Genomic DNA, 18363 nt, shown 5'->3' with positions numbered 1-18363 from the left:
GAGCCCGCGGCGTCCCCGCGCGAGGCCCGGCGGCTGCGTCAGACCTCGACGCTGGGGTACTGCCTGCCGATCCAGTGCGCGAGCTTCTCGCGGTACTCCTTCTGGAACGCGAGCGGACCGCTGCGCGCCATGTAGTCCTCCTCGTAGATGCCGATGAAGATCGTCAGCGTGAGGAAGTAGTGCGCGCCCATCTCGAACAGGGCCACGTAGTCGTGATCGACGAGCGCGCGCCGTTCGTCGTCGTCGAGGGAATGGACCGTGGACCGCTCCACGCGCTGGTTCCCCGCGCCGAGGTAGGGGAGGAACTCGACCTCCCACCGCGCGACCATCGCCGCCGGCTCGGCCCTGTATGCGGCGAGCAGCTCGGGGTCGCGGTCGACCTGGAAGAGGAACTTGTTGACGGCGTACCTGGTCATGCCCTCGCCTCCTCGCTCACGACGGCGGAGCTCGCCCCGCGCTTCTCGCGCGGGTCTCCGCCGGGGTACCACGTCATGTACATCTCGCGCGTGTGGTACAGGTCGAGGTCGTCGACGTAGGCAGCCTGCTCGGGCCCGGCGATGCCGAGCATGAGGATGAGATCGAGGAAGCCCGGCGTCGCGTTGCCGGAGGCGGACATCGACTCCCACGTGACGTTCTCGAGGATCGCCTCGATGTTCCCGGTCGCGAGCCACTCGATGGCCTGGACGTCCCACTCGGGGTCCGGCCCGTGCTCCTCGAACATCCGCGGCCCGCCGAGCTCGAGCGACAGGTGCCCCGACCCGATCGCGGCCACCCGCTTGTCCGACGGGAACTCCTCGATGATCTCCCGGATCGCCCGGCCCAGCTCGTAGAACCGCTTCGGGCTCGGCAGCGGCGGCGCGAAGATGTTCGTGTAGATCGGCACGATCGGGAGGTCGCCCGCGGGTCGGGTGGTGATGATCGGGCAGATGATCGAGTGGTCGATCTTCAGCTCGTTGGACACGGAGAAGTCGAAGCCGCGCTCGAGCAGGCCGCGCAGCATGAAGCCGGACAGTTCCTCGTGGCCCTCGAGCTCGTAGGTGGGCATGCCGAACTCGCGGATCTCGTTGGAGAACGTCGCGTCGTAGCGGGCCTGCTTGCCGATGAGGAACGTCGGGTAGTTGTCGTAGAAGAACTGGTGGAAGTGGTCCGAGCCGACCATGACCAGCAGCTCCGGCTCAGCCGCCGTCAGCGTGGCCCGGTAGGCCTCGACCTTGGCCTTCCACTCAGCGGCCTGCGGCATCTGCTCCTCGGGTGGCGTCAGCTCGGTGGCCTTGTAGTAGAAGGGGTGGTGCGTCGTCGCGAGCACCGCGGACAGGGTGGCCATGCAACTCTCCTTCGAGCGTGGGGTCCGGCAAGCGGCTAGTCGGTCGGCGTCTCGTCTGCCGGCGGCACGTACCGCGCGTGCCGGTCGACCTCCGCGTAGATCGACGGCCCGACGGGGTTCTCCTGCTCCTCGGCGAGGTGCCCGATGAGCCCGGCGGTCCGCGCGAGGAGGGCGAACCCGCGCAGCAGCCCCACCGGCAGGCCGGCGTCGACGAGGCACGCCCCGGCCACGCCCGCACCGTTCAAGGGGAGCTGACGCCCGAGCACCTCGGCGTGCACGCGCCCGATCGCCTCGAACAGGGCCAGGTGCGCCCCGAACACGCCCTCCTCCCGCGCGATCCGGAACATCACCGGCGTGCGGGGGTCGCCCTGCTTGTGCACGGGGTGCCCGAGGCCGGGGATCTTCCGGCCCTCGGCACGCGCGGCTGCGACGAGCTCCCGCGCGACGTCGTCCCACTCCCCCTCGCCGTACCCGGTCACGTCGCCGAGCCCGGTCACCGCCTCGGCGAGGAACTGCCCCGTGTCCTCGGTGACGCCGAGGAACCGCGAGCCGCCGCCGAGCAGGCCGGCCGCGATGGCGCCCTGGATCGAGTCCGGCGCGGAGTAGTAGGTCATCCGGGCGGCGATCGCGGTGGGCGTGTAGCCGTGGTCGGCGAGCGAGGCGAGGACGGCCTCGAACACGCGCAGCTGCCCGGCGGTGGGGAGGCGCTTCGTGGCCAGCCAGTAGGCGAGCTCGCCGAAGGTCACCTGGCCGAGCACGTCGGCGGCGAGGTCCACGCCGAGCAGCTCGATGGTGTCCTCGCTCGAGGTCCCGATGCCCGTGGGGTAGGACCGCTCCTCGCTCATGCCGTCTCCTCGACCTTCTCCTGAGGCGCCGCGAGCCACGCCCGCAGCTCGTCGCCGTGCTCGCCGAGCGTGGGCGGTGGGAGCCGGTACTGCGCCTTGGTCCTCGAGAACGTGATGGCGTTGCGGATCATCGGCACGGCCCGCTCCCCCTCGCCCACCTGCACCACCGGGTCGAGCCCGAGTCGCTCGGCGAGGGCCACGCCGCCGTCGATGCCCTGGATGGGGCCGCACGCGATCCCGGCCTCGGTGAGGCGCTCGAACCACTCGCCGATCGTCGCGTGGCTCAGGGCCTCGACGAGGATCGGCCGCAGCGCGTCCCGGTTCCGGTTGCGTGAGTCGGTGGTCGCGAACCGCGAATCGTCGAGCACCTCCGGCACGCCGAGCGCCTTCGCCAGCGCGGCGAACTGCCGGTCGTTCGCGGCCACCACGATGATCTCGCCGTCGGCGGCGGGCAGCGGCTCGTAGGGGAAGAGGCTGGGGTGCGCGTTGCCCATGCGGGTGGGGACCTGGCCGCCGGCCACGTAGGTCGAGGAGTGGTTGGCCATGCCGGCCAGGGCGGTGGAGAGGAGGTTGACCTCGACGTGCTGCCCCTCCCCCGTGGCATCGCGGTGGCGCAGCGCGGTGAGGATGCCGATGACGGACTGGAGCCCGCTCATGATGTCGAAGACGGAGACCCCGGACCGGTAGGTCGCTCCGCCCGGTTCGCCGGTCAGGCTCATGAGCCCGGACATCGCCTGGACGATGAGGTCGTAGCCGGGCAGTCCCGCTCCCCCGGCGCTGCCGAACCCGCTGATCGAGGAGTAGACGACGCCCGGGTTGCTCGCCGAGACGCTCCCGTAGTCGAGGCCGAACTTCGCCAGGCCACCGGGCTTGAAGTTCTCGATGACCACGTCGGCCCGGCGCGCGAGCTCCTGGGCCGCCGCGCGGTCGTCCGCGTCGCGGAAGTCGAGCACGAGGTCGCGCTTGTTGCGGTTGATGCCGAGGAAGTACGTGGAGACACCGTCGAGCTCGGGCGGGCGCCAGTCGCGCGTCTCGTCACCCACGGGGGCCTCGACCTTGATGACGTCCGCGCCGAAGTCGCCGAGGATCTGGGTAGCGAACGGGCCGGCGAGCACGCGGGAGAAGTCGGCGACGAGCAGGCCGTCGAGCGGTCCGCGCCCGCCGGGCTCGGAGAAGTCGGAGCGACCCGGCCGCGTCTCGCCGAGCGGCGCGCGCCGTCCATCCGTCATCGGGGTCCTCCTGTGCTGCGGTCGTCGTCGACCCGTGTCCGCCCTGCGTACAGTCACCCGCCTGGCGGACACTCGGTGTGGTGGCGAGGCTAGCGATGCCAGATGCGGGAAGTCAACGGCCTCCCCCGACGACGACGCCCGCCCCCCGGTGCGCTCAGGCCGTGGCGGCGGGGACGCGCTCGCGCAGGGCGATGTCCACCCCGAGGTCGGCGGCCGCGCGGAGCAGGTGCGGGAGGTGCTGCTCGCGGAGCGTCTCGAGGGTGGTCTCGGCGGCGTGGGCGTTGACGTTCATGGCGCCGAGCACGGTGCCGTCGGCGCGGCGCACCGGTGCAGCGACGGAGCGGATGGCGGGAGCGAGCTGCTGGTCGGAGATGGCCCAGCCCTGGTCGCGGACCTCGGCGAGCACGGAGTCGAGCTCGCTGCGGCTGGGCTGCCAGCTGGGCACGACGCCCGAGCGGGACGGCTGCTCGAGGACCGCGTCGAGCTCGTCGGCGGTGAGGTCGGCGAGGAGCACCTTGCCGAGCGAGGTCTGGGCGGCGGGGAACCGGGTGCCGACGGAAACGGAGAGCGTGACGAGCTTGGGCACGGCGACGCGGGCAACGTAGACGATGTCGGAGCCGTCGAGCTGGGCGATGGAAGAGGACTCGTGGGTGCGGTCGACGAGCTGGCGGAGCCGTGGCATGGCGGCGGCCCAGAGGTCGCCGCCGCTGAAGTAGGCGACGCCGAGCTCGAGCACGCGAGGAGTGAGCTCGAACCGGCCGTCGCGGGCGGCCACGTAGCCGAGCTCGGTCAAGGTGATGAGCACGCGGCGCGCGGTGGGCCGAGCGAGTCCGGTGCGCTGCGCGACCTCGCTCAGGCTCTGGACGGGGGCGCCGTCGAAGGCGCGAACCACGTCGAAGCCCCGGGCGATCGCCTCGACGAAGTCGGGGTTCGTCTTCTCGCGCATCCCGCTCTCCTGACGTCTGCTGGCACGACCCGCCGCCGGCCGATCAGTGTAGGTGTCGACCCACGGGGCGGATCGTCGACCGGCACGACGCCGAACCCCTCAGCAACGGACACCCGTACGCTACACGGACGCATGGAGGCGACAGTGGAGACCGCCCTGAGGCTGCTCCTCCTGCGCATGGCCCTCGGGGCCCTACTGGCGGGGCGCGCGGGCCAGAAGCTCTTCGGCTGGTTCCACGGTCGCGGCAACCCCGGCACGGCCCCGCTGTTCGAGGCCGACGGCGTGCGACCCGGAGCTTTGATGGTGACGATCGCCGGGCTCTCCGAGCTCGAGGCGGCGACGCTCTCGCAGAAGCGCCTGTGGGCGCATCTCGGTGGATACGAGGTGCGGCTCGCCTACGCGCTCATCGCACTGGTGCTTGCGGTGACGGTCCCGGGCGAGTGCTCAATCGATGACCTGCTGCCCTGGGGGCCGTTCCACGGGCCACTCTGGGCGGTCGCTGCACTGGGGCTCGACCTGGCGACCGCGGCGCCGCTCGTGGCGATGGTCGCGCGGCACCGGCGCGCGACGAGCGCTTGAAAGGGGACCTACGGCTGCCTCGAACACGTTTGCTACTCAACTTTCGGCCTCAGCGACCCCACCCACTACATCCACCAGATACTCCAATAGACTGGCGGACCCCCCGAATGTGACGAGCCGATTATCGAGAGAGAGAGAGAGAGAGAGAGTGCCAGGGCGGCTCTCACTGTTCCGGCAGGCGCCCTTTCGCCATCAGCCTGACTAGCCCATCCACCCCGGCAATCCCCGCTCTCCTAGTTCGTCGATTTGTTTGGAACAAGATAGTGCGGTCCAACCAAGCCCACATGCACCTTCTTCGTGGGGCCATTGGTGTCGTCATAAAAGTAGACGCGGGGCGCGAGACTTCCTCCACCCTCGGAGATCTTCAGGTGCGCGAGCATAGTTGTTTCGCCCGACGGATCAATATTCGGGTCGACCCCAAAGACCCTGGCCTTGCTCAACCTCTCATTGTTCTGAACCGTCTCGCTCTCGGTCATTGAAAGCTTCTTGCTCGTCGCTGGCCATCCGAGGAGCGGACCCGAGGCACACCAATCCCAGAACCCTCCCCTGTCCCAACCGCCTGCACGATCCTCCGCGTAGGCGGCGAGGGCTCGAAGACCGCGCCAGGTCTTGTTCCCCCAGTTGTAAGCCTCAGGCGCAGTATCGATATCGTCGAGCTCCCGGATCGCCGAATCGGGTAGCACGAGCCACTCAGACAAATAGGCCTGAGCAGCCATAGCGGCTTCCGAGGTGTCCTGCACCTCATCTGGAACTGAACCTGCTTCCTCGTGCTGGGTCCCCCACAGCAACTGAGACTGGCCGCTGTCGATTAACGCCTTCTTGAGACGGGCCAGGTGACCGTTCGTGCTGACGAGCTCGCGCTCCAGCGCGCTCTGCTCGTCGCGTGCCATCTCGAGCTCAAACTCCCAATGCTCGCGGGCATCGAGGAGGTCCCTACTGGGGATCATTCCGTCGAGAACATCCGCAGGGAGCCCATTCTGAACGCCGAAGACGCGGAAAACTTCAGGTACTCGACGCCTGGTCGAGAGCTGCGAGACGGAATAGACGATCCGATCAACGGTGGCCCGCGTGGACTCTTCCAGGCGGGGCCGAAGGTAGTAGCGGTGCCTCCACCCTTCAGACTCTGCAGTCACGACGCCGGGTGCGTATACGCGCACGCCACCGTCCCAGATAGAAAGCGGACCGAACTGGCTTCGGAATGCCCTGACCGCCGCCCGGTCAAGCGTGATCACCGCAGCGACTCCCTCCGAACGCGCCGCTATCCTCCCAGCGGTGCGCAACCATGACCCATCGTGGCTGCCGTTCGGTTCGGCACAGACGATGATCGGAAGCGTCCGGTTCGCGTCCGCGAGCATCTCGGTTAGCACGGCGATCCCGTTCACCGGCAGCGCCAGGGGTTCGATCAGCACACCGCTGCCACCAGTACGCGGTTTCTGGGCCGCCTCCAACAGTTCGTGCACGATCTTCGGTCGGCCGACGGAGACTCGGCGCGCGAGGTCGTCAGAGGACATACTGAGTTCGACCAAAGTGTGGATGCCTTCATCGTCGGCAACGACCCGAATCGTCGTCACCCACTCGGTCGAGTCACCGGGGACCTGGTCGGTCGCAATGACCTCGAAAGCCTCCGAGCCGATCGATCGAACGGACACTCGCCTGCGCCGTCCCTGAGAGACCTTGAACTCGCCCCGGCCTTCCAATAAGGGCCCCGGCTCATCGGACTCCTCGACCCATCCAGCAACACGAGCTTTAAGCCCGTCGATCGTTCCGGGTTCGCGTGCCGACGCGACGTCCGACCACACCGCCAGGTAGAGAACGCTCAAGCATCTCACCCTCTCCGTTGTTTGAGTGTCGAAACATTACGAGCTATCTCCCGCAGATGGGATTACTCTATCCGCTGGATCCGATGCGCGCGAGCGACCGTGGAGTCGATCGAAACAACAAGTCGATGACACCTCCCGCATCAGCCATGGCGGTGAACGCTGCAAGGATCATGTCCCAAACGACAACCACTGCCATGCGGTGACGCCATGTCCACACCGCCTGCCACAGCCCGTGCGTCTCGGGCAGGTCCAACCACGCGATTACGCACCGGTAGCGATTGATGAACAACTCAATCAACGCCCGAGCATGCGCGAACAGCCGCCCCCAGCTTCCCTTCAAGCCAAAGAGTGCCTCCGCGAAAAACGACCACTGAGCACCCAAGAGCATCTGATAGCTAGAGACAAACTCAGGTCCTCGCCAGGCCACCAGTACTACTCTCACCCACGCTCTAGTCGTCTATAGGGCCGCACCGGGCGATTCACTCGCATTCTACGCCCCCACGTCCCAGAATGCGACAAGACCTATTCGCTACCTGGTGAACTCACCCACATCCATCTTTCCACGAATTGGGGACATTTCACCCAAGGCGCGGATTTATGCGCCGCGCACGATCCAGGACCGATTCAAGCGCACGAATTCCCGCCGACCTAGAGAACCTCGACTCCACCAGGCCCCTGCCGCGCTCAACCCATTCAGCACGCTGCTCAACTGTTGCAGCCCGTACAGCTTCAATACATTCAGTCAACTCATCAATATCCCCAAGACGTCCGCATTCGTTATCTGCCATAACGTGCCGGAGCGGAACCTTCGCGTTACTGACCACCGGAAGTCCCGCACCTAGATAGTCGAACACCTTATTCGGGCTCATCCCCAAACGAAATACAGGATAGGGAGAGATCGAAAAGATACCAGCATCACAATCCGCAAGGACATCAGCCAGATCGTCCTTGGGTACCGGCGCACGGAATTCCACGTTGCGAAGACGCTCTCGCTCCACTCGTTGCACGGCGGCACCTTTCGAAGCACCACCCCCAATTAGCAGGAAGTCAACTTCCGGAAGCTTCGCGGCGGCGTCGATAATATAGTCGATCCCATTCTTTGGGCCATGACTGCCCGCGTACACTACCTTAAACCGCTCCGACCGCCAGACCCCAACTTCGACCTTAGGCTCTCTCCGCAAACGCGCCAAGTCTGCACTGTTGGGCACCACCACAATGCGACTACTTTCAATACCCATAGCGCCATAGTGTTCCTCCCAGCCGGGAGTAACCACAACTATCGAGTCGGCAGATCGCGCCAACACGCGCTCAAGCCAACTCAATACGATCTCCAAGAGACCGCCCTCTCGGATCACACCTGCATCAACGATTGACGCTGGCCATAAATCACGGACCTCCAGCACAAACGGCACCCTTCTCAGCTTTGAGACTGCAAGCCCCGACAAAGCCGAGAGGAGATGGGGCGTAGAGGCATACACCACGTCAGGATTGAGCCGAAATGCGGTCAGCGCACTCTTGAAGCCGTAAACCACAAAGCCAAACACACGTCGAATGCCATTTGAATTGTACTTTGGCAAACGAAGCAAAATGAAGCCATCGGCGTCGGGCACAAGTTCCTGCGTTTGATGCGTACGATCAGAAGTGATGATAACCGGTGACCACGTCGTTAGACCGCCAAACAAGTCGGCATGCCGACTGCCCGCGCCGACACCCGCGGGCATAGCATATTGATTAATCACAACGACGACATTGTTCACGGCGTTGGCCCTAGAATTGGCGCCAAATCCTCTTTTCCTACGAGCGCTTTTCACCATCTTCTCCTACCCATTTGCCACTGCCCTCCGATTGATGGTCCCGATTCAGAACTTTCGAGTGATTGGCACATGTCAGCAACAGCCCACGACTCACGAGGAAACAAAGCTAGCACTACCACCGCCACCGCCACACCATGTGTCAAGAGAGATGTGGGAAGCCCCGAATTCGATAAGGTGATCGCGGGCATTAACAAGACCATCGCAGGAATCACCGGCCTCAGGCCGTGTGCTGCGTAATCCATTGATACTAGAACGACCGCGAGCACCACGACAATAAGCGCCACCCCGACCCAACCAGCATTCGCGTACCCATGCGCAAACACATTAGCGTTCATTGAAAGGCCCGGGGATCCGGTGACCTTCTCCCCGATTATCATCATATAGGACCCGTCGTATGGGTAATCTACCCACCCTGAAAGTACTGAGTTACTCAGATACAAGCGAGGATTGACGTTGAAAAACTCCACATACTCGACCGTGATCCGCCCGGGTGCTACCAAGAATCGTCGCACAAGAAGTGACGTGAATAGTATAGAACCCAGTACCCTGTCCGCAGCCATCGTAAAAACAGGAAGTGCGGCCGCCGCCCAAACAAGTAGAACAGATCGCTGCTTCGATGAACGCCCGACTGCCCATCCGACGATGAGAATCGCTGGCACCGACAGCAAGAATGTCTTCAGGCCAGTAGTAGAATACAGCACAAACTGCCCGAGAGAACCAGCCAACACGATCGGCAGGCGCCGCTGCAAGGTACCCGCAGCCATAATCACCGGATTAATGACATTACCGAGCCAACCAATCAAGTAGGCCGCTAGTCCACCCGCTCCGGTTAGGTTCTCCCGGTACTCATCGCGAACGTCATAAACATCCAGGATTCCCACCAATTCGAACCGCAGACCCACCGAAACTGCTATGTACAGGTACGACGCCGAAGAGAATACGCCCAGCAGAATCCAGAATGTCGTTCCGCTCGGACGCCATCTCAGCAAGCTTCGAGGCGCACCGAACCATCGCAGCAACAGGCAAGTCGAGATAAAGGCAAGCCCAATTCCGATGGATGCTTGCATTGCCGTAACAGGTGACACAGTGCCAGAGTAGTGGCCAATGGTAATTGAAGGAACGCCGGCAATTATGTAAAGAACCCAGATCACAAATGAGGATGGCTTTGAGATTGCGCGCGGTAGCGCTAACGCGGTAACCGCGCAAATCGCCAGCGAATAGAAGTACAGATCATACTCGGGTGTGTGATAGGTCGACCCCATGTAACCGAACGCGGGAGAAACGTAGTCCTCATACACCCAGTGCAATGTCAATGCATAGACCACAGCCGAGCAACCAATCAACGCGTCTCGGACCACCGCACCTAGCGTTATAGTCCTACGGATCCCGAAACTCCGTAGCTCGCCTGTTGCGTCCGCACGCAGCCGCTCCGGCGACGGCATGCTGACGTTTCCCCCAGTCATATGCATTACGCGTCGAGCATCCGGTCCATGCGGCTCCATAAACTACTCCTCATCGCCGATACGCCCGATTGCGGTCCATACTTGCATAAGTAGCAAACCATATACGGGAACGTGCATCAGAGAATAGACGCCAATCGCGTAGGTGAAAGATTGGCCAAACGCAGCTGGCAATGCGATCGCACCTGCGAACAGTAGCAGCCTCACCAAGTCCCACACCAGGAGCGATCTGCTCGCACCCACGACATTCAGAAGCTGTGAGAACGGAGAAGCTACGAACTGCCCGAATGCCCCGACCGACATGATTGCCATCAGTACGCCAGCTCCGCGCCACTCTCCTCCCATTAGAGTGGTGGCGATCCACGGGCCTGCGAATCCAACTATAAGGCATGGCACCAGGCCTGCGATCGCAAGCTCCATTGAGGCGCGAGCTATGAAACGGCGAGCTCCAGGCTGCCTCCGTCGGACAAGTTTGCCGACTTCACCTATCGAAGTTGCTCCCGCGGCCCTTCCGATCACCGCCAATGGCGACACGAGCAATCTGAGCATCATCGCAAACAGTCCAGCTTCCACCGAGCTATACACGGCAACTATCAAGAGCACAGGAAGCTGACCAGCGGCACTATTGATAAGCGCTGTGGTTCCAGCTACGACTGCATACCTCCAGTGCGACTTGAAAGTGACCAAAAGAGGTTCTACGTTGGTAAACATCACCCCGATTCCCTTGATCCAAGTAAGTCTCGATACAAGAAAACCCACGGCTAGCGTGGCGCTAGCTGGAGCCGCTAAACCAAGGATGTATTGCGTGGAACCCATGGACGCACCCTGAGCGAAATTGTTCGTCGCCAGGGCCAGATACCGCCTACCGTAGACCAACTGTGCCGACCTTACGAGTTGCACACTGCCGATGTAGACCATCGGCGCGCAGAATAGCCATACGATGTCAGCACCGAGAAGGACCGCTACAGCTGAGAGTATGAGAATCGGAATGGATACAATAGCTGCGACGACTAGCGCCAGACGGAATAGCGGCTTCTCTGAGCCCTCAATACCATGCGCTCGAACTTCCAAACGTAACGTCGAAACCCCGATAAATACGGAACTGAGCGCTAGTACCGCCGCAAACTCTCCGTATGTTGACGGGTCGTAGATCCGAGCGACGAGGATCGTGAACACAAGTCCGATTAGATGGCCCGATGCGCTTCCCGCCAGAACGATTCCGGTCGATCGCCTGAACGATGAACCCGACACTGCTAGCCGTTTCGTTCGGTTCGTTCAACCATCGTCTTTTCGCCTTTACCAGAGCAAGCGACGTTACTGCTGGGCTTCGTACCTAGCAGAGTGTCAACCATCTTTATGAGGGACGCAGCTTCGACCTCGAACGTAAATTCAGTTTCGAATCGCTGACGTCCTCTGCGCCCCATCGCTCGTGCTTCTGATGGGTTCTCAATGAGCCAATCCATTGCTTGCGCAATCTCCGCAGGCTCATTCGGATCCACAAAGATTCCGCAGTCCTCCCCCACGAGTCTCCTCCAGTAGGGGAAATCACTCGCGATGAACGGGCGGCCGGCGGCCATGTACTCGAATAGCTTCGTGGGCCTTGACTCGAGGTGATTCTTTGTTGGATGAAGCACTACTAGCCCGGCGATCGAATCGGCGATTACTCTGGGAACCTTCGTTGGGTCTACCCGCCCAAGATACTTTACCCGGGACTCAGCGTCCAGAGTTGCAAGGGAGTCCTCGTTCTGGCCAGGGCCAGCAACGACGAGCCTAGCTCCAGATCTGCTTATCGCAACAGCCTTGCACATTTCCGACACTCCTCGGATGCGGGAGACAGCCCCAACATAGGCGAATGTGCGATTATCGGGCGCATCGACCGGTTCCTCGTATGCCCTTAGCCAAGGGTAATTCTGCACTGTTGCTACCAAACTTCGACGGTACTTGTCGACGAAATCTGGTATCGCTACGACAACGCCGTTCATTCCTAGGCCAGCTACAGCCTGAATGTACTTGCCGAATACAGATGCAGGCTTCTTTGCCCATGAAGGAATATATGGCTTGTTTCGGATCTGTAATTCGAGATCTTCATGTGCATCATATATGACAGGTGTGCGGTGGAGGGCGCGCCACAATAGTCCGAAAGGTATTAGTTCCGGATCATGCAGGTGTACGAGCGACGGATTCTGGCTCCGTAGCTTTCTCCATGCTATTACTGGCGCAATGATCATCCGTTTGAGACGTCCCGGGACGGTCGGGATCGCATGAACTTCGACATCGTTCGTGGTGAAGTCGTGATCCGTTCGCGCAATTAGGGATACTTGGAATCCCGCCCCGGCCAATGCGGAGCATTCCTTATACAGAATCCTATTATCGGTAGCGGGGTGCGCCGTCGTAACATGCACTACATGGGCTCTCGAACGAGCAATCTGCTCGCGGTTTCCTTCCACCTGGTTCTCCCTTCTGCTGAAACATCCGTGCCGCTTCGCGGCATATGCGTCCGCTACTTAAATCCCGCTCCCGTCGATGACTGCTCTCGACCTGAAGTACGGTCGAAATGTGATTGGTCATTTCACCGGCGAGTCACATACGGATTTCAACCAACCCTGCTCAATGCAAGTTCCGATGGGTTTCAACATTCGGAGTCTAGTTTTGCTGCACCACCTACTCCACCAAGTCGATAAATGCATGCACGCGTTCTTGGATTCGATTGAACTGCTCGGTGGTGAGTGAGGATCCGCTGGGCATGGAGATCCCAGTCCGGTACAGCCTTTCACTCGTCCCGTCGAGATAGCTGGTGCACTTTCCGAATACTGGCTGTAGATGCATTGGCTTCCACAGCGGTCGCGCCTCCATGTTGGCTTCGGCAAGGTGCTCGCGCAGCTGGTATGCGTCCCACCCCGCAGCAAGGGGGTCAACGAGCATCGAAGTAAGCCAGAAGTTATCGTGGTCGCCGCTTACGTCGTTAGCGCCATCTGGCTGTCCGAAGATTTCGACGCCAGGCACATCGGTGAACATCTTCCGATACCGTAGCCTGTTCTGGCGTCTACGCTCGACCATTTCGTGAAGGCGACCCAACTGTGCGCGTCCGAGTCCTGCCAGCAAATTGGAGAGTCGGTAGTTGTAACCAATGTCCGTGTGCTCGTAATATGGCACGGGCTGGCGCGCCTGGGTCGCGAGGTAGCGAGTGCGATCGGCAAGGTCGGCATCGTTGGTGACCAGCATTCCTCCACCAGATGTCGTCATGATCTTATTGCCGTTGAAGGAGATGGCTGCGGCGACACCCGGTTGGCCCGCAGGTCTGCCGTCGCGGACTGCACCGAGCGATTCTGCCGCGTCGGACAGGACCGGGATGCCGTACTTCGCAGCCAATGGCTCTATCTCGGCATAGTCAGCAGGCTTTCCGAGCAGGTCGACCGGGATGATCGCTCCGATTGTTGACCCAAGCCGGCGTTCATCCTCGATCGCCTCCTCGAGGAGCGCGGGCGACATGTTGCCGCTTTCATCGCTGTCGACGAACACGGGCTCCGCGCCCGTGTATGTGATGGCGTTTGCAGTGGCTGCGAAGGTCATGCTCGCGGTGATGACTACCTGCCCTGGCCCAACACCCAGATTGATCAACCCGAGGTGGAGCGCTGCGGTACCCGAGGAGAGTGCCACCGCGTGATTGCGACCGACAAACCGCGCGATCTCCTCCTCGAACGCATTGACCTCCGGGCCGAGCGGTGCGATCCAACCGGAGCGGAATGCCCGCAGGAGAGCCTGTTCCTCGAGCTCGGTGACGTCCGGTGACGAGAGGAAGATGCGGTCAGCCACGTGCGATTGCTCCGGTCTGTTGCTCAGGTGAGGTCGTGGGATTCTCGGGCACCCTGCGTCCCGTATCCACACCGTTCATCAACTCGGCTCGGTGCGCCGAATCGAGAGCTGACGGCGCGAGGGGCGGCACAGGAACCTGGGAGATCAACGGGTGGTTCGAGCGGGAGGCCGTCTCCTGGTCGCTGAGGAGCACCTCGTGCATCTTCTCGTTCGGGCGGAGCCCCGTAAAGACGATCTCGACCTGCTTCCCCGAGGCGGCGATGAGGCGCTCGGCGACGTCGAGGATGCTGACGGGCTCGCCCATGTCGAGCACGAGCACCTCGCCGTCGTTCCCGATCGCGGCAGCCTGGATGACGAGCTGGGCTGCCTCGGGGATCGTCATGAAGTAGCGAGTGATCTCCGGGTGGGTGACCGTCACGGGCCCGCCCTTCTCGATCTGGCCCCGGAACGTGTGCAACATCGAGCCGCGTGAGCCAAGCACGTTGCCGAAGCGCACCGAGATGTAGGTGCCCTTCGCCTGCTCGCCGTACCAGGACGTGAGCTGCTCGGCGATGCGCTTTGTCCGACCGAGCACGCTGACCGGGTCCGCGGCCTTGTCGGTGGAGACGTTGACGAACTGCTCGACGCCGAACTCCTCGGCGACTCTAAGAACGTTAAGCGTGCCGAGGACGTTCGTCTTCCACCCTTCCTCCGGGTAGAGCTCGAGGAGCGGCTGATGCTTGAGTGCAGCCGCGTGGAAGACGACCTCCGGGCGGTGGGCTCGGAACACCTCCCGCAACGAGTCTTCGTCCCGGATGGACACGAGCACCATGTCTTGGGTGTCGAGCAGCGCCTTGCCGTAGATCGAGAGCTGCACGGAGTGGAGCGCAGACTCGTCCCGGTCGAGCAGGGCGAGCTCCGCCGGCCCGAAGCGATGGACTTGCCGTGCGAGCTCGGAACCGATCGACCCGCCAGCTCCCGTGACCAGGACGCGCTTGCCGGTGAGGTAGCCGGCGATCGAGTCAAGGTCGAGGTCGACCTGCCGCCGTCCGAGGATGTCGGCGATATCGAGCTCCTTGACGTCGGACAGGCTCACGCGCCCGCCGACCATCTGCCTGACAGGGGGCAAGATGAGGAACTTGATCCCTGAGTCTTCCGCCAGCTTGGAGACCTCGCGGATCATCTCCGGGGTGGCCGCCGAGATCGCCATGATCACCGTGGTCGCGCCCGTTGCCCGCGCGGCATCGGAAAGATGGTCCCGGCTACCGAGGACCGGCACGCCAGTGAGCACGAGGTTCCGCTTGCTCGGATCGTCATCGATGAGGCCGACGGGTCGGAACGGCGAGGCGGCATCCATCTTCAGCAACCGCACCAGCTGGTAGCCCGCGTCTCCGGCCCCGTAGACGAGCGCGGGTTCGGCGTCGTCCGGGATGATTCGACCGCGCGACCGCCAGGCGCGATACCCCCACCGGGCCGAGGCCATGAGAAGGAGGGCGAGTGGCGGCGCGAGGAGCGCGATCCCGCGCGGGAAGTCGCTGATCGGGCGGATCGCGAGGAACGTCGAACCGGCGATGAAGCTGGAGATGACGACAGTAGTGATGAGGCCGATGATCTCGTCGAAGCTTCCGATCCGGTAGCGGCCCAGGTAGAGCTTGAGCACCGCACCGGCCACGAGCTGGCTGCCGCACGCGAGTGCTGCGTAGACGGCGATCCAATTCCACTGGTCGGTCTCGAGGTAGAAGTCGTACCGCGTGAGTACGACGAAGACGATCGCGATCAACCATGCGGCGACATCCCACGCCGCTCTGAGTAGGCGCCGGACGAACGGATGGAGGTCCATCGGGTAGACGACTCCTACTGACCACACAACAGGCCATCGACGAGGGGGGGTACTGGCATCGTAATCACCCTCCACTTCACCCCCGCTCGATTGAGACGCATGAAAATGGCTCCTCGATCACGCCAAGAACTCGTCCGGGGCTGCGCACAATTTCATAACAGATCTGGGTCGCGGACGGATGCGCTCCCCTATGCTCGACGCCATGTCCTCCAGCGCGCGCCGAGTCCTCCTGTACGCCGGGCTCGGCGCCCTCGTGGTCCTCAACGTCGTCCTCCTCGCACTCCTCCTGACCAGGGACGTCAGCGCCGAGTCGGTCATGGGCGATGCCTACACGACACCGACCGCCGGCTCCGTGACCGACGAGTCGCCGAGCGACGAGGGCACGACGCCGGCCGAATCGCCGTCGGACGATGTCGTGGAGGGGCCCACCGAGTCGGAGTCAGACGCGCCTGCCATCGATGTACCTATGCCAGAACCGGCCGAGCGCCTCATCGCGAGCGCGAGCGGCGACGTCGCGTGGCGGGCGATCGTCGGCAGCTGCGAGGCGCCGGGGTCAGTCGAACTCACCACGGACGGTGGCGCGACCTGGTCGCCGGCCGACGTCGGTGGTCTTGCCCCCGTCTCCCGCCTCAAGGCCATCACCCCGGCCGCTGTGTTCGCGATCGGCGGCGTGGATCCCAACTGCTCCCCCACCTACGCGGGCTCCGTGGACGGCGGGAACAACTGGGAGCAGGCGCCCGAGCTCGCCCAGGGCAGCTGGTACATCGACCCGAGCGACCGCGCCGTGCTCGGCACGTCTGTCGGCGAGGTCGACGCCCCCTGCGAGGTGGCCGGGCTCGCCGGCTTCGACGACAACGCCGCCGCACTGCTGTGCACCGACGGCAGCCTCACGGTCTCCAATGATGGTGGCGCCTCGTGGACCACGGCCGCCGAGGAGACGAACGCCGTGGCCATCGGGCTGACGCTGCAGGGGTACGTGCTGGCGGGGTCCGACGAGGAGTGCGCGGGCACGCAGATCTGGACGGCGGGGGTCGAGGGTGACACCGCGCCGGTGGGCTGCGCCGAGGACGTCCAGACCGAGGCGGGGCAGACGGCCGTGTCTGGTGCCGGCGGTGCGATGTGGCTCTGGGCCGACGACGAGACGCTCGTGTCCACCGATGGTGGGTCGACCTGGTAGTCGCGCGGCTACGCCACTAGTTGGTTGGCGAAAGGTAGTCGGCCCGCGAGACCGCACGTGGCCCGCTCAAGGCCGCGGTGGATCACGCGAGCCATGACCGCGACGAGCAAGATGACGACGAAGATCCCTCAGGAACCCGATCCACATCAAGCGGCAGGGCCGTACGGCGGCGCCCCACGGCAGTCGCCTACCGGAACTACCTCATCCACTTGCCAGGCGCAGATCCATCAGTCGAACCCGCCCAGACACATTGACCCCAGGTCGCACATGCGTCCACAAGGTCGGTCCGACGGGCCACGATTGGCCAATCAGTCATGCCGTGGTGTTCCGGGAGGGCAATAGATTACGCGGCACGACTCTCGTTCACAACCTGTCTGCGCTTACCTGACTTCAAGACAGGAAAATCATCCACATACCGCACCTCGAAATCGGCGCCAGATCCTAGATGCTCTGTAAAGTCACGCGCGATCTGCGCCTCGTCGGCGAGTGGCGCGTCGACCTGCAGGCGCAACTCATACTTCGCATGCGCTGTCTGCGCCAACTGGAACTGTCTGATCTCCGGGTACTTCCACACGCTCTTGTAGAAGACAAACGGAGACACGTGATTTCCGGAGGCATCGGTAATGCGGTCCAGAAATCTTCCCTCGATTGAGGCGAGCCTCGACGTGTCGGGCTCACCGGTGTCCTTAACGGCGAACCTTCCGACGTCGCCGGTGTCATACCTGATGATCGGCATGCCATAGTTCCGCAAGTCTGTCACCACGATACGGCCGACCTCACCCGGCCCCGCAGGCACATCCGCATTGTTGTCAAGCACCTCAACGACGACACCCGAACGATTCAACCTATACCCACTAACACCACCGACGGATTCCTGGCCGATCACACCGACCTCTTCCATCCCATACCGCGACACCGGAAGGACGCCAAAGTGCGCCCCCATCCGATTCCGCGTCTCCTCGGAGAGCGGTTCCGACTGAGCGATGATCGATTGAACCTTTGATACCTGCGGGCAATCTGGCGTTCGGGTCACATAGGCGGCGATCTGGTCAAGGGCTGATGCGTAACTGATGATCGCTGCAGGCTGCTTCAATTCCGCTAGCTCTGAGATGAAGCGAGCGATCTGATCGTCCGACAGCTTCACTACGTCGACCGGCCGCGTGTTCCGAATGAGGTGTCGCCAACGAGGCTGCCTGTTCCGCTCACTCCACACTTTCAGGTTATACAGCCGCATTCCGACGTCAAACCCCACCTCGGCGCCGAAATAGATCGTCTCCGCATTGCGCCAGAACCTCTTCCCACGGTCCTGCAAAACCCGCAACGGGGTGCCTGTCGACCCGCTTGTCGAAGCGGTCACCAGATCGTCAACGCTGAATTGGCTTGACACAAGATCGTCGGTATGATCACGCAAGTATGCCTTGTTGACTACCGGAAAATCTTCGAGCGCGCTCCCCGGCAGCATTGACTTATAAGCAATAGTAGTTGCCCGTGCATGCTCAAGGAGTCGTCGTAGTGCGCTGTCCGCAGCGTCATTACC

The 18363-nt window shown here is 62.9% G+C and carries 16 protein-coding genes; 2 read left to right on the top strand and 14 right to left on the bottom strand.

The genetic code is table 11. The features are described from left to right. Window positions 1-38 precede the first annotated feature (38 nt). The 5 genes from AC24FB_RS09700 to AC24FB_RS09680 form a co-directional block, all read right to left on the bottom strand. On the bottom strand, window positions 39-416 hold the full coding sequence (locus AC24FB_RS09700) for a hypothetical protein (RefSeq protein ID WP_425715568.1): 378 nt from the start codon (window positions 414-416) through the stop codon (window positions 39-41). Next, window positions 413-1324 carry a DODA-type extradiol aromatic ring-opening family dioxygenase gene (locus AC24FB_RS09695; protein ID WP_425715569.1) on the bottom strand — a complete coding sequence of 304 codons (912 nt, stop codon included), beginning with the start codon at window positions 1322-1324 and terminating at the stop codon, window positions 413-415. The genes AC24FB_RS09700 and AC24FB_RS09695 overlap by 4 nt, the downstream gene beginning before the upstream one ends. Window positions 1325-1359: 35 nt before the next feature. Further along, entirely contained in the window at window positions 1360-2169 is an 810-nt protein-coding gene (locus tag AC24FB_RS09690) for a citryl-CoA lyase (protein WP_425715570.1), read from the bottom strand. Further along, window positions 2166-3398, bottom strand: a complete 1233-nt coding sequence (locus AC24FB_RS09685) for a CaiB/BaiF CoA transferase family protein (protein WP_425715571.1) — start codon at window positions 3396-3398, stop codon at window positions 2166-2168. The genes AC24FB_RS09690 and AC24FB_RS09685 overlap by 4 nt, the downstream gene beginning before the upstream one ends. 154 nt (window positions 3399-3552) lie before the next feature. Further along, complete coding sequence (locus tag AC24FB_RS09680) at window positions 3553-4344, bottom strand: IclR family transcriptional regulator domain-containing protein (protein WP_425715572.1); 792 nt, start codon at window positions 4342-4344, stop codon at window positions 3553-3555. Window positions 4345-4476: 132 nt separating this feature from the next. On the opposite strand from AC24FB_RS09680, the gene AC24FB_RS09675 reads away from it, so the two are divergent. Then, a complete protein-coding gene (locus tag AC24FB_RS09675) occupies window positions 4477-4923 on the top strand; it encodes a hypothetical protein (RefSeq protein ID WP_425715573.1) in 447 nt (148 codons plus the stop codon). Window positions 4924-5156: 233 nt separating this feature from the next. On the opposite strand, the gene AC24FB_RS09670 is transcribed toward AC24FB_RS09675, so the two are convergent. The 8 genes from AC24FB_RS09670 to AC24FB_RS09635 form a co-directional block, all read right to left on the bottom strand. Continuing rightward, window positions 5157-6743 carry a hypothetical protein gene (locus tag AC24FB_RS09670; RefSeq protein WP_425715574.1) on the bottom strand — a complete coding sequence of 529 codons (1587 nt, stop codon included), beginning with the start codon at window positions 6741-6743 and terminating at the stop codon, window positions 5157-5159. Between the two features lie 67 nt (window positions 6744-6810). Then, the gene (locus AC24FB_RS09665; RefSeq protein WP_425715575.1) at window positions 6811-7170 is read right to left on the bottom strand and encodes a transposase; all 360 of its coding nucleotides are present in this window, start codon (window positions 7168-7170) and stop codon (window positions 6811-6813) included. 151 nt (window positions 7171-7321) lie between these two features. Continuing rightward, window positions 7322-8500: a glycosyltransferase family 4 protein gene (locus tag AC24FB_RS09660; RefSeq protein ID WP_425715576.1), complete on the bottom strand. Its 1179-nt coding sequence runs from the start codon at window positions 8498-8500 to the stop codon at window positions 7322-7324. Between the two features lie 50 nt (window positions 8501-8550). Next, complete coding sequence (locus AC24FB_RS09655; RefSeq protein WP_425715577.1) at window positions 8551-9855, bottom strand: hypothetical protein; 1305 nt, start codon at window positions 9853-9855, stop codon at window positions 8551-8553. A 207-nt stretch (window positions 9856-10062) separates the two neighbouring features. After that, window positions 10063-11193, bottom strand: coding sequence for a lipopolysaccharide biosynthesis protein (locus AC24FB_RS09650; protein WP_425715578.1), 1131 nt, complete (start codon window positions 11191-11193; stop codon window positions 10063-10065). 77 nt (window positions 11194-11270) lie between these two features. After that, complete coding sequence (locus tag AC24FB_RS09645) at window positions 11271-12464, bottom strand: glycosyltransferase family 4 protein (protein ID WP_425715579.1); 1194 nt, start codon at window positions 12462-12464, stop codon at window positions 11271-11273. 214 nt (window positions 12465-12678) lie between these two features. Then, on the bottom strand, window positions 12679-13830 hold the full coding sequence (locus AC24FB_RS09640; protein WP_425715580.1) for a DegT/DnrJ/EryC1/StrS family aminotransferase: 1152 nt from the start codon (window positions 13828-13830) through the stop codon (window positions 12679-12681). Then, window positions 13823-15649, bottom strand: a complete 1827-nt coding sequence (locus AC24FB_RS09635) for a polysaccharide biosynthesis protein (protein ID WP_425715581.1) — start codon at window positions 15647-15649, stop codon at window positions 13823-13825. The genes AC24FB_RS09640 and AC24FB_RS09635 overlap by 8 nt, the downstream gene beginning before the upstream one ends. Before the next feature lie 202 nt (window positions 15650-15851). On the opposite strand from AC24FB_RS09635, the gene AC24FB_RS09630 reads away from it, so the two are divergent. Next, the gene (locus AC24FB_RS09630) at window positions 15852-16826 is read left to right on the top strand and encodes a WD40/YVTN/BNR-like repeat-containing protein (RefSeq protein ID WP_425715582.1); all 975 of its coding nucleotides are present in this window, start codon (window positions 15852-15854) and stop codon (window positions 16824-16826) included. Between the two features lie 343 nt (window positions 16827-17169). Here the strand turns inward: AC24FB_RS09630 and AC24FB_RS09625 are convergent, their stop codons facing one another. Then, on the bottom strand, window positions 17170-18288 hold the full coding sequence (locus tag AC24FB_RS09625) for a phenylacetate--CoA ligase family protein (RefSeq protein WP_425715583.1): 1119 nt from the start codon (window positions 18286-18288) through the stop codon (window positions 17170-17172). Between the last annotated feature and the right edge of the window lie 75 nt (window positions 18289-18363).

Source organism: Georgenia sp. Z1344 (assembly GCF_057652375.1).
The sequence above is the reverse complement of the archived record's forward strand: the minus strand, read 5'-3'. Positions and strand labels throughout refer to the sequence as shown.